Source organism: Oleiphilus sp. HI0128 (assembly GCF_001635365.1).
The window spans coordinates 1-12,633 of sequence record NZ_LWGG01000942.1 but is presented as its reverse complement, the minus strand read 5'-3'; the positions used below and the strand labels follow the sequence as shown (position 1 = coordinate 12,633).

Genomic DNA, 12,633 nt, shown 5'->3' with positions numbered 1-12,633 from the left:
TATAAATTAATAACCAACGATATTTTTTTAAATTGATTTAGAGCATGTTCTGACCATTAACTGAGACGTTATTTGGTTAGAAGTATTAATACAAGAATTAAAGCGGTTTTATTTTGAAACTTGATAATTACTCTTTGGACCGGAATTAGCTTATGGCCTTGTCATCTACGAGTCTAAGTTCTATTGAACTGGTTCAGCCGGAAATTGAAGCAACAATTCAACACGCAGAGCAAAGCCTGGAACGATTTCAGGAAAATCGCGACAGTGGAGAAGATCTTCAGAACTGCATCGATTACTTGAACCAATTGCGCGGTATCTTTGTGCTGGTAGAGGTACAGGGCTGCGTGCTGCTATGTCAGGAATCTGTTGCCTTAGCGAATGAAGTGCCTGTTGGTGCAAATGACGACAAAAATGGCCTGTTAACAAACCTAAGTAATGCTATTTTTATCTTGCGCCGTTATACCGAATATTTTTGTCAGAAGAAGCTTGATCATCCAGAGCTTCTTTTGCCGATTATCAATGAGCTTCGAATAGCCAGAAAAACCAAACCCTTTCCAGAGTCACACTTTTTTGACTTACCCAGCGATAGGGCATTTGACCCGAGCACTATATTTGGCCTATCGAGTAGTAATAAACTTGGTGACTTTGAACACCACGCTAAGCGCTTCAGGCATATGTATCAGGTTGGTTTGCTTGACATATTGCGTGACCGAAACAAGCAAATAGCGTTGCGGCTAATCTCTCGTGCCTCCAAAGGTGCAATGAAACTATGTGCTGGTGAGCCATTGGCGCAATTTTGGGCCTTAGTGAATATTGTCGCAGACACCTTGCTTGAACAAGATATGAGTACTCATGACCTTCGCAAGCGCTTGTTTATGAAGGTTGAAAAGTACCTTCGTGAGATGGCATTGGTTGGAACTGTGGTGACCAGTAAATCGGCACCGGAGTCTTTGCATAAAGAGCTTATCTACTTGTTAGCAATTAGTGGTTATTATTCTCAGCAAGTGAATGCAGTACTGGAAGGCTACAAAGTTTCCCTATTGGATTTTGATGAAAAGTCTTTATCGGCAGAAAGCAAGCGGTTGTTTGGCCCGGGTGCAGATGTTCTTAAGTCTTTGTCCAATGCATTGCAAGAAGAGCTAATTCAGCTTAAAGAAAAATTAGATATTCTTGAGCGTGGTGATGCGCCAAGCGATGAGGATATGCAGTTTATAGTGGGTGTCTTTGAACGCCTGAGCAGCACCTTGTCTATGCTCGACCTGAAGAAAATTAGCCTAGCTTGTGATCAGCAGATCGAAGCAATCAAAACTTGGCAAGGCACAGGGACGGATGTTGCCGAACAGGATTTATTTGCTGTAGCTGACGCTGTGTTAGGTATTGAGCAGGCGATTAAGCGCTTTGAAGAAACGGGTATTCAGGGTGAAGTAGAGTTGCAGTCGGCCCATAAAGATGGCGAAACGCCATATTTGAGCGAAGCGACTATCGTTGTTATTGATGAGTCAAAGTCCGGGCTAGGCTTGGCTAAACGATCAATTAGCTCCTACGTTGAATCCCAGGGTGATAAGCTTCACCTGGCAACAGTCTATACTGTCATGGACAGTATCCGTGGTGCAATGAGCATCATTGGTGAGGAGAGGTTAACGTCCTTGTTATTGAAGTGCATGTCCTGTATTCAACAGGAGTTGGTTGACGGTGATACGATGCCTGACCAGACTTTGTTAGAAACTCTGGCTGATGCACTGACTTCATTGGAATACTACATTGAGAGTATGACCAAGGCACAAACCCAGAATGATGCTTTGTTAAAGTTGTCAGAAGAAAGTCTGGCTTCAATTGGGTATGGTACTTAAGCTTATACAAGGGTAGGAGGTAATTATGTTCTTGCCCGTCTTGTCTATTGCTATTCTCGGCGCTCTGCTAATTGTTATTTCTTTCAAGTACCTGTTCCTTCGTACATGGTTCAAGGCATGGCTAAAAGCTACGCTTGCTATTCTAGCTATACTCTCTGCAATGGCCCTTCTTTACAGTTCCTGGGATTTGTACAGTTTTAAAGCACAAACTTCTGCTCAAAAGATAGCAAGCGTTGAAACATTTAGACTTGGACCTCAACGATATAATTTGGTTTTAGAGCTAAACGAACAGCCTCCTCTGCACTTTGAAATAGAAGGGGATGTGTGGCAGCTGGATGCTCGCTTGCTCGTCTGGGGAGATTTCTGGCGCTTTTTAGGGATGGAAGATGCATTTCGTTTTGACCGCTTATCTGGACGTTACCATTCAATAGATGATGAAAGAAATAAGCCCAGGACGCTGTTTAATCTTTGGCAGGCTGACAAGGGCTCAGAAAATACGCTGCCTGTGCTTAGAGATTTTAAGCAATGGCTAACTAGTTATAAGTGGCTGCCAGGGGCGAGCTTGGTTTACGGGAGTGGTACCTTTATTCCTATGAAAGACCGGGCTCGGTTTAGCGTTTATTTGAGTGAGGGTGGTTTGCAGGCTCGAGCGGAGAATGTTCAGGCACACGAGGCAATTGAGAGCTGGCTTTAAGCTTTAAAACCGGCTTAAGCGATTTAAGTATTCAATCGCACGTTCTTCTGACCAGTAGAGTCCTTCTTTGTTAAAGCCCATAAAGCCAACATGACCACCAAAACGTGGTGTTTCTAGCTCGAAGCAAGGGTTGCTCTTCGCTGCTTCATGTGGGAAACATTGCTTTGTGAGGAATGGGTCATCTAACGCGCTGATAAGTAGTGTTGGTGTATTTATCTGTTCTATATACCTGCTAGAACTCGATTTGTACCAGTATTCTTCTGCACTAGCAAAGCCGTTTAATGGTGCAGTGTAGCGCTGGTCAAAGTCGTAAAAGGTTTTCAGTTTTCTAAAACCTGTTAGGTCAACTTCTTGCGGGAAACGAAGCTTTTTTTCTTTAAGTTTTGCTTTAAGGCTGAACAGGAAATTTTTCATGTAAATTTTATTCTGTGGCAGCGCTAACTGTTTTGAGCTGCTAGTTAAATCACATGGAACAGAAAAGGTAACGGCGCCGCTGACTTCTTTGGGAACGTCTTCGGATTCGCGGCCAAGGTATAAAAGTGTCTTATTGCCACCAATGCTAAAGCCAACTAAGCAGACCTCTTCGTAACCTTGTGCTATGGCATGCTTAACAACGTATTGTAAGTCTCCTGTTTGACCGCTGTGGTATGACTGGAGCTTTCTGTTTGGTTCGCCACTGCATGAGCGGAAGTTCCAGGCAAGCACATCCCAGTTGTTCTGGAGCGCAATTTTCGCCATGCCGAGTATGTATGGACGTTTACTATGTCCTTCAAGGCCATGACTAAGCACCACAAGCCTTTTAAGAGGGCTTTGCTTGTTCTTGGCCCAATCCAGGTCGATAAAGTCTTGGTCGGGTGTTTCCAGGCGCTCACGAGTATAAAAGTCAGCTGATACCTTTCTGAAAACTGAAGGATAGACGCTCTGAAGGTGGCCATTTCTGGCCCACCAGGGAGGAAGGTATTCCATTTATTTATCACCCAGCAAAAAATATCTGGTGATTATGCGGCAAAACAGGCCGCTGTTAAATACTAAAAGTCGAGAAGCTGTTGAACGAGGAAGCCAAGCATGATGCCAGTGATGCTCATGGCCAATACGATGTCGATAAAGGTAAAAGGTTTACTTTCTTGTCTCATGATCTACTCTCTTCTTTATTTGCGACACTAATTACTCAGGTAATGAACCAGCAGCTAAGATAAGTTTGCTAGTTCACGGTAGGTCGCAATTTAAAATATCCTTGTAATGTCGTTGTGGTTATATTGTAACTAAATTATTGATGCTTTTTAGGGCTCTAATTTAAAACAATGTTAAATGTGAGTTTATGTATCTGAGCGTTTGTTAATTTTTAACAAAGCTAATAGAAACGTCTAATTGCGTCGTTTACATCTAGATACAAAGTAGTTAATTGAGGAAGTTGAATGAATTGGGATCGTGATCGCTTATTAATGGAGTTAGGTAAGTTTTCGTTTAAGTCGAAAGCTGCAGTTAAGGGGGAAATAGCGCATTACTATGACTTCTATGATATGGCTTTCTATCGTGAGTTCGACGGACTAGAGCAGCGTGCAGGTTGGCTTGATGCAAGTGACTTTCGTATCGTTATGCAAAGCTTTAAACCACTTGATGCTAAAGGTACCGTGTTTGTGTTTCATGGATACTTCGATCATGCCGGAATATATCATCACCTAATTCGCTTTTTAATAAAGTCGGGTTATGCGGTTGTTATCTATGATATGCCTGGACATGGATTATCAAGTGGCAAGCCTGCTTCAATTCAGTGTTTCCAGCAGTATCAAGAGGCGATCGATGCTTGTTTGGCGTCGTGTCGCGCTAATCTACCGCAACCATTCCACTGTGTTGGTCAGAGTACGGGCGGGGCAGTTTTGATTGACCGCTTAATGCATACTGAAACGCACGGTGAAGCTTTTGATAAGGTGGTTTTGCTCGCGCCGCTGGTGCGACCTAAAGGCTGGAGCTTTGTTAAAAAGGCTCACTCTTTGGTTAAACCGTTTTTCAAAGTGTGGCATCGCTCATTCTCACAAAATAGCGCGGATGTGAAATTCCTGAAGTTTCTGAAAGAACATGACCCCTTGCAGTCCAAGTGGTTGGCGGTTGACTGGATTAGTGCCTTACGCGATTGGGTTCCACGAATTGAAAGTGGTAAGAAGCTCAAACGAAAGGTATTGATTATTCAGGGCACTGACGACATGACAGTTGACTGGGAACACAATATCACGGTGCTAAAGAGAGTGTTTAGTGAGGTGAAAATAGCCTATCTAGAGGGTGCGCAGCATCATCTGGTAAATGAGTCGCTTCTCAAAAGGCAGAGCGTGTTTGACGCTTTGCTTAGTGAGTTTAATGCAAATTCCACGACGAGTATTGTTGAGGAAAAAAAGGCAGGCAAAAAAGTGACCAAGAAGGTAACTAAGGTTCGTAATAAAGGCTCAGCATCCAAGGCATAAGCGCTTTTCGTTAGAATTAAGTCTTAATTTAGAAGTAAAAAAGCCGCATTCAAATGAGATGCGGCTTTTTGCTTTTTGCTTTTTGCGGATCGAATTGTTTCTAGAACAGAACTCGACAACGAATCGTTCCGTTGACTGTTTTTAGCTTGTCTTTCGCTAGACCGCTGCACTCTTTATTAACATCAATTACAACATAACCCACGCCTTCGTTGGTTTGAAGGTATTGACCTAGAATGTTGATGTTGTTTTCAGATAGCACTTGGTTGATCTCGGACATAACACCCGGAATGTTCTCATGAATATGAAGAATTCTGTGGTTATCTGGGTGAGATGGTAGCGCAACCTCAGGGAAGTTAACCGAAGTGATAGAAGTACCAGTATCACTATAGGTAGCTAGCTTCTCACCAACTTCGAAACCAATGTTGGCTTGCGCTTCCATTGTGCTACCACCAACGTGAGGCGTTAGGATAACGTTATCAAACTCGCGAAGAGGAGAAATAAATTCTTCGTTGTTTGACTTAGGCTCTACAGGGAATACATCCACTGCGGCGCCCAATACTCGGCCAGACTTAAGTGCTTCACATAATGCGTCAATTACAACAACTGTTCCACGAGCTGCGTTAATGAAGATGCTGCCATCTTTCATTTGAGCAAACTGTTCTGGTCCCATCATGTCTTGTGTTGCACCGGTTTCAGGTACGTGCAGGCTGACAATATCAGACATGCCAAGCAAGTCTTCCATAGAATCAAGTTGCGTTGCATTACCCAAAGGAAGTTTGGTTACTACATCGTAGAAGTAGACCTTCATGCCCAATGATTCAGCAAGAACGCTCAACTGGCTGCCGATGCTGCCGTAGCCAACAATCCCGAGCTTTTTACCGCGAATTTCGTAGCTATTGGTAGCTGATTTTAGCCAGCCACCGCGGTGAGCAAGAGCATTCTTCTCAGGTACGCCACGAAGTAGTAGAATTGCTTCGGCAAGTACTAGTTCGGCAACACTTCGAGTATTTGAGTAAGGAGCGTTAAAAACAGCGATACCGTGTTTGGTAGCTGCTTTAAGGTCGACCTGATTGGTACCAATACAGAAACAACCAACTGCGATTAGCTTTTTAGCGGCTTGAAATACTTCCTCAGTCAATTGAGTGCGTGAACGAATACCGACGAAGTGAGCATCTGCGATCTTTTCGATCAACTCATCTTGAGCCAAAGAAGTTTTCAAATATTCAATGTTGGTATAACCTGCCTTTTTAAGTGTTTCCACAGCAGATTCATGTACACCTTCTAAAAGCAAAAACCTGATTTTACCTTTATCTAAAGACGTCGTAGTCATATTCGCAAAAAACCTTTTATCTAAGAATCAAAATACACTGTTAACAACAGATTATTTCAAGAATTTGTGTCTGGAAAAGCCGCGTATGATAACATATTCCGCTTTTTAGTCGTTCAAAATATTAAAACTCTTTTTAATTCTAGCTATATCAATTGTTTAGTTGCAATAGCTAGAATTAAATTTAACATTAAGCGCTGTTATTTCTTGCCTTTTAGCTAACTAGCCTTGGAAGTAAGAGTACAGTTATTAACAGATTTAGGTGGATTGATAAGCTTATGGCTTCGGAAACTCAGATAATTGATGCGTTAAAAGCAGTGGTAGAAGACGGGAAAGTTCGTACTGATGCGGAGACTCTAGAGTCTCATGGTAAGGATTGGACGAAAATATATGCGCCTAAGCCTCTAGCGATTGTATTCCCCAAAACAACTGAAGAAGTTCAGGCAATTGTTAAGCTAGCGAATGAGCACGAGTTTGCACTAGTACCTTCTGGCGGACGAACCGGTTTAAGTGCGGGGGCTGTGGCAAGCAATGGTGAAGTGGTCGTTTCTTTCGATTACATGAATCAGATCGTTGATTTCAGCGCCAGTGATCAGGCTGTACGTTGTCAGGCTGGTGTTGTTACACAGCAGTTGCAAAACTTCGCCGAAGAGAACGGTTTGTACTATCCGGTTGACTTTGCATCGGCCGGTTCTAGTCAGCTAGGAGGTAACCTATCGACTAATGCGGGCGGTATTAAAGTTATCAAATACGGCATGAGCCGTGATTGGGTCTTGGGTTTAACCGTGGTAACAGGTGCTGGCGAAATTCTTGAACTAAACCGAGACTTGTTGAAAAACAATACCGGATATGATTTGCGTCACTTGTTTATTGGTGCTGAAGGAACACTTGGTTTTATCACTGAAGCAACAATGAAACTAACGCGTCAACCGAACAATCTGACTGCTTTGGTTCTGGGTCTATCAGATATTGGTAACACCATGGATGTCTTGAAAGCATTCCAAGCAAAGCTGGACTTGACTGCCTATGAGTTTTTCTCGCACGAAGCGATGGGGCATGTCTTAGCGCACAACGATGTGCCTGCACCCTTTGAAACTGAAGCGCCTTTCTATGCATTGTTGGAGTTCGAATCGACGTCTGACCAGGTAATGGATGACGCAATGGCTTTATTTGAAACCTGTGTTGAAGAAGGGTGGGTTTTGGATGGTGTGATCAGCCAGAGTGAAACCCAGCTCAATAACTTATGGCGTTTGCGTGAAGGTATCTCAGAGTCGATTTCTGTGCGTACTCCGTACAAAAACGATATTTCGGTCGTGGTCTCTAAAGTTCCTGAGTTTCTAAATGAGATCAATTCAGTGGTGACTGAGCATTACCCGGATTTTGAAATTATCTGGTTTGGTCATATCGGTGATGGCAATCTGCATTTGAATATTCTTAAGCCTGAAGATTTAAGCAATGAAGAGTTCTTCTCGAAGTGCATTCAGGTAAATAAGTGGGTTTTTGATATTGTCGCAAAATACAATGGTAGTATCTCGGCAGAGCACGGCGTCGGAATGGTCAAGAAAGATTACCTGGGTTATTCGCGTTCGCCTGTTGAGATCGAAATGATGAAAGGCGTTAAGCGTGTCTTTGATCCAAAAGGCTTGATGAATCCTGGAAAGATTTTCGATCTGTAGCCTCTTTAATTAGATGGTGAATGTACGGTAATGAGAACAATATGCGGGTAGTCGATAAAAGGGGATTTCTTTGCTCTCTCATTCTGCTCGCCTTTATCTCATTGTTGTTCTTGTCCCAGTCGCGGCTTCCAGCGCTGGATGAAAAAGCTCAGATGGGCCAGCGCAACCATCTTAGTTCTCTCGCCTTTGATGTCATTTACCCGCTTAGTGCTGAGCAAGGGCATGCAGAGCGTATTCTCTATAGCTCGCTTAACTGGGCATATACCAACTGGCAAGGAATGACCTTTGGTTTTCTATTTGCTGCAGCTGTACTGACTTTAATATCTTTCCTTTCAATAAACTTGCCTAAAGTCGCAGATGGGCGAAATCCTTATAAACAAGCGTTTATTGGNGCCTTGCTCGGAACTCCTTTGGGTGTTTGCGCCAACTGTTCTACGCCCATTGCTTTTGGTTTATACCGGGGAGGCCTTCCTACTCCCACCGCTTTATCGATGCTGAGTAGTTCGCCAAGCTTTAATTTTATCGTGGTTGCGATGTCACTAAGCTTGCTGCCCATAGAGCTAGTTGCCATTAAGTACATCTTGATCGTATTTTTTGTCTTACTGGTAATTCCCTTTTTAAGTGCTCGTTTTCATGGCGAGGGTGGTAAGTTTAAAGGTAGTGGTATTGATCTCCCGCTAAATGCCTGTGCAATTACGCAACAAACTAGGGGGCTTCAGTTTGTCTTTGAATTTACCAAAGCATATTTGGGGCATTTAGGGTTTATCTTAAAAGGGGCGCTGCCTCTTATGCTTTTAGCTGGGGGGCTTGCTGCGCTTGTAGCAGAATTTGTTTCACTAGATAACTTAAATGGGTCGTGGACCTTAATAATACTAATTGTGGTGGCCTTGTGCGCTGCTTTTTTTCCGGTTCCTATTGCCTTCGATGTTGTTATCTCAGTTGGCTTGTTGGCAGCGGGGGTTGATATTGCCTATGTTGGCGCAGCCTTTTTTGCTTTAGGCGTTTTTAGTATTTATCCCGCGACGATGGTTGCACGAGATATCTCTCTGAAATTGAGCCTTGCCTTATTATTGAGTGTGTCTGTTTTAGCGTTACTGGCTGGTCTGACCGTCAGCGCATATACCGAGCAATCACAGGGCGCTAAGTTGCTATCGGTAACAGAAAAACTATCTCAGCTAGCGATGACTAATGATGCGGCTGAAAAGGAAGCAATAGAGCTTCACGGTTTACCGGAATATTCGGCACGCCCCCTGATGCGAAAAGCTGCCCGTGCCTGCCATGTTCTTGGTGAGTCTCGTCAGTATGACTGCTTTGAACGCTTCGTTGTTGAGCTATTATCGAAGCAATTTAGTGCGAGTGCCTGTGATTATCTGGAGGATGCAGCGAGCTATCGCCAGCGCTGTATGGAGGCATTTGATTATCTTAAAGTCAGGAAAGGCGCCTTAACAAACGAAAGTGTGGATCAGTGTAATAGTTTACCTACGCAATATAGGCAGCGCTGTCGTTATGACTATTTTTTCGAGAAGACACTTGAGCAACAAAGCTTATCGCCATGCTTGTCTTTAAATTCTCAAGAAGGTCAGCGCCAGTGTTTAGTTGAGAGCTTAGCGCTAAATACAGAACTTTATCCGGGCTATGCGCTATGCGCTTCACTTGAAGGTTCTGGAGCCGTAGAAGATTTGACGGCATTTTGCCTCAATGAACATAAGCTTATACGTCAGAATATATTGCTAGTACAGCAAGGAGACTTGAATGCTTGTTCAGGTTTGGAAAGCTCAGTCGCTGTGCAGCGATGTCAGGCGCTGCTAATCAATCACAAGCTAGAGCAGGGTGCAGATAAGTCATTCTGCACGCAGTTGAATGAGCCTGTTATTAAAGCGGCATGCGACGACTTTTCACGTTACTTTCAGGGCATCAATGTCGGTGATTCAGAAGCGTGCTCACTGATTAGTAATACAGCTCTTAAAGCACGATGTAACGAAGAGGCGATTCAAGCTTATTTAGCAGAGCTATTGTCAGATCTGAGCTATCAGTATTTAAATGAACAGCATGATCAGCTTGCGGGAGCGTTGCATAGTGAAGGTGAAGAGGTAGAGGCCTTACTAGCGAAAACCAAAGGGCTAGATTTAGTCGATACGCACCATCTTAAGTCGGAGCTTGGTCGGGACTTTGTGCTTAAGTCTTACGCTTTAAAAGGCCAAAATAGCGATGATTCTGTTGTTGGCTTTGAGCAGACTAAAGCCGCTTCTATTGGTCTGGAAAGTGCGCCTGCGATGAAAGCTGTCGAATTATTTGAGCCCTTCAGCTATGGCCGGGGTATTGCAACGGGGGATACGAACCAGGATCTATGGCCAGACCTGGCAATTGCTTATTCCGACCGCATACGACTTTATCAGAATATGGGGGGGCGCTTTGCTAAGCGAAAAACGCTAGAGTTTGGAAGTGAACTAAGCCCAGTATTGGTCAGTTTTGTTGATTTGGATGCAGATAGCTATCCTGACTTGTTTGTGTCGTTTTATGGTGCTGGTAATAGAATCTATTGGAACCAGGGCGGTAGCTTTGATCAAGGTCGCTATCAGGAGCTGATGCTTGAAAACAGTCAACTAGTGATGTCAGCGGCATTTCAGGATGTTGATCAGGATGGTGATATTGATATGGCTTTGGGTAGCTGGTTTGCTGGCGACTTAAGACATTTTAATCCGCACCGTTCCCAAAATTATTATATTGAGAATGCTGCCATCAAGAAGCATTCATCCAATAATACTCGCCGAGATTTTAAGCCACATGCATTACCTGGAGCGCAAGGGGAGACCTTGTCAGTACTTTTCTCGGATATTGATCGAGATGGTAAGCCGGAGTTGCTCGTGGGAAATGATATGGATGCCCCCGATATTATATATCGCTGGAAATCGGGGCGTTTCCAAGTAGCTAAAGCCGATAGTAACCTGCCAGCTTACAGTGCATTTAACACGATGAGTATCGCCAGTGGCGACCTCAATCGAGACCAGCTAATTGATTACTTTAGTGTTGATATGTCTTTTGGCCAAGAGGGTGGTTTGGACTATTGTCAGCAGGCTGGCATTGCAGACTTACAGGCGTGTAGAGCTTTGCTTTCACTTGATCAGGCTGTCAAATCTGGGCAAGTTGGTACCTGTCAATATTTGGCTGAGAGCAAGAGAAAACAAGACTGTCTTCAGGCGCAGCTTATTCAACTGGCCAGGCAATCAAGGCAAGACGATATTTGTAGTCTCATGACTCAGGAAAACAAAGTGGCTGAGTCTTTATGCCGAGCTGCCAGTAAAGTAATTCCCCCAAAGCAAGCTATCAACTATTCACTATACCCTAAGGGTGTTCAGCGCAATGTCTTGTCTATGTCCTCGATGGGCGGCTGGCAAGAACTTGCTGAAGACTGGGCTGTATCAGAAAGTTATTGGAGTTGGCACAGCAAGATAGCAGACTTGAATAATGATGGCTGGAACGATATTTATGTTGGCAACGGTTATATGTTTGGTGGAGCAGGGCGGCGTACCCAGACCAATGTTTTGTATATGAATAAGCATGGCGAAGGAATGTACCGAGCAGAAGCGGAAATGGGCTTGGAAGATTATCTAAATACCCCGAGCTTTGTGACGGTTGATTTTGACCGGGATGGTGATCTCGATATCATCTCCCAACGAGTTGCTGCCGACCATGGCGTCTTCATCAATCAGACTCGAGAGCCGGGTATATTGATCGATCTAAGACTTAATGGGCAAACGGTATTGGGCTCCAGCGTGCAATTGCTCGGTCATTCTCTTGAAGATGAAAGCGCGGCGCAGTTATCTCAGCAAGTTCTTGGAGGTGGTTTTCTTAGTTTTGATGAGCCTCTTGCTCATTTTGGTATGGCAGAAAAACAAAGCTATCAGCAGCTTCAGATAAAGTGGCTCAGTGGTAGCAGAGAAAAACTAGATTTCCTCTTTCTCCCTGCGCGTTATTACCTAATCGAGTTTGATAAGTAGCGATTCTAGAACAGTCTATTCCGGTTGAGTGCATGACTAATTGTTCCAAATTAGGTGAAAATCACAGTGTCTGAAATTGAAATGTGAATAATATTCAGATACTGTCTCGTTCTCGGTTTTTTGCTGTTCCATTTTGTCGTTCAAATTTCTGGATGGGTAAAGACCTTGTTCTATTGAAAATAATAAAGGAAGTACCATGAGTTCACGAATAACCCGACTATTCTTCTTTACGCTGATACTTGTCGCAAGCGCTCTGCCAGCGAATGCCAGTAATTTAACGCCGGTTAAATTTTGTGTCTGGGACCCTGTTGGTGCTAATGGGCCGTTTATTTCTTTTTTGAAGGAAACAAAGCTCAAGGCAATAAGTTGGGGGATTGATTTGCAAATGGAAGCCTATACGGATGAGAAAGTTGCTTCGAATGACTTCCGTTCAGGCGAATGCAGTGCCGTTTTATTAACCAATATTCTAGCAAAAGACTTCGTGCCTTTTACCGGGGCTTTTGGTGCTCCAGGCGCTATTCGTACTTTAAAAGAATTGAAAACATTGTCGAAATCCTTATCGAGTAAGAAAGCAGAGAAGTTGATTTCCAATGGCAAGTACCAGATGGCTGGGTTGTTTCCAATTGGCGAGA

Annotated in this window: 8 protein-coding genes; 6 read left to right on the top strand and 2 right to left on the bottom strand. The window is 43.7% G+C overall.

The window, feature by feature from the left end:
• The first annotated feature begins 152 nt into the window (after positions 1-152).
• Together A3763_RS15385 and A3763_RS15380 are read left to right on the top strand one after the other, a co-directional pair.
• Positions 153-1,850, top strand: coding sequence for a hypothetical protein (locus A3763_RS15385; protein ID WP_068634072.1), 1,698 nt, complete (start codon positions 153-155; stop codon positions 1,848-1,850).
• 25 nt (positions 1,851-1,875) lie between these two features.
• Positions 1,876-2,544, top strand: a complete 669-nt coding sequence (locus A3763_RS15380) for a hypothetical protein (protein WP_068634071.1) — start codon at positions 1,876-1,878, stop codon at positions 2,542-2,544.
• A gap of 3 nt (positions 2,545-2,547) precedes the next feature.
• On the opposite strand, the gene A3763_RS15375 is transcribed toward A3763_RS15380, so the two are convergent.
• Positions 2,548-3,510 carry a YheT family hydrolase gene (locus tag A3763_RS15375; protein WP_068510646.1) on the bottom strand — a complete coding sequence of 321 codons (963 nt, stop codon included), beginning with the start codon at positions 3,508-3,510 and terminating at the stop codon, positions 2,548-2,550.
• A gap of 449 nt (positions 3,511-3,959) precedes the next feature.
• Between A3763_RS15375 and A3763_RS15370 the strand changes: the two genes are divergently transcribed.
• On the top strand, positions 3,960-5,000 hold the full coding sequence (locus A3763_RS15370; protein ID WP_068507260.1) for an alpha/beta hydrolase: 1,041 nt from the start codon (positions 3,960-3,962) through the stop codon (positions 4,998-5,000).
• Positions 5,001-5,100: 100 nt separating this feature from the next.
• Here A3763_RS15370 and serA read toward each other — a convergent pair whose 3' ends face one another.
• Complete coding sequence (gene serA / locus A3763_RS15365) at positions 5,101-6,330, bottom strand: phosphoglycerate dehydrogenase (protein WP_068507262.1); 1,230 nt, start codon at positions 6,328-6,330, stop codon at positions 5,101-5,103.
• 275 nt (positions 6,331-6,605) lie between these two features.
• On the opposite strand from serA, the gene A3763_RS15360 reads away from it, so the two are divergent.
• The 3 genes from A3763_RS15360 to A3763_RS15350 form a co-directional block, all read left to right on the top strand.
• Positions 6,606-8,003, top strand: coding sequence for an FAD-binding oxidoreductase (locus A3763_RS15360; RefSeq protein WP_068510644.1), 1,398 nt, complete (start codon positions 6,606-6,608; stop codon positions 8,001-8,003).
• 20 nt (positions 8,004-8,023) lie between these two features.
• Positions 8,024-12,001, top strand: a complete 3,978-nt coding sequence (locus A3763_RS15355; protein ID WP_068634070.1) for an FG-GAP-like repeat-containing protein — start codon at positions 8,024-8,026, stop codon at positions 11,999-12,001.
• A 196-nt stretch (positions 12,002-12,197) separates the two neighbouring features.
• Positions 12,198-12,633, top strand: a 436-nt coding sequence (locus A3763_RS15350; RefSeq protein WP_231872216.1) for a putative solute-binding protein, incomplete at its 3' end; no start/stop codon positions are given.

What these genes read in the sequence shown, in the direction of transcription:
- A3763_RS15385 (WP_068634072.1), top strand. Translation starts at nt 153, where the DNA reads ATGGCCTTGTCATCTACGAGTCTAAGTTCTATTGAACTGGTTCAGCCG.
- A3763_RS15380 (WP_068634071.1), top strand. Translation starts at nt 1,876, where the DNA reads ATGTTCTTGCCCGTCTTGTCTATTGCTATTCTCGGCGCTCTGCTAATT.
- A3763_RS15375 (WP_068510646.1), bottom strand. Translation starts at nt 3,510, where the DNA reads ATGGAATACCTTCCTCCCTGGTGGGCCAGAAATGGCCACCTTCAGAGC.
- A3763_RS15370 (WP_068507260.1), top strand. Translation starts at nt 3,960, where the DNA reads ATGAATTGGGATCGTGATCGCTTATTAATGGAGTTAGGTAAGTTTTCG.
- serA (WP_068507262.1), bottom strand. Translation starts at nt 6,330, where the DNA reads ATGACTACGACGTCTTTAGATAAAGGTAAAATCAGGTTTTTGCTTTTA.
- A3763_RS15360 (WP_068510644.1), top strand. Translation starts at nt 6,606, where the DNA reads ATGGCTTCGGAAACTCAGATAATTGATGCGTTAAAAGCAGTGGTAGAA.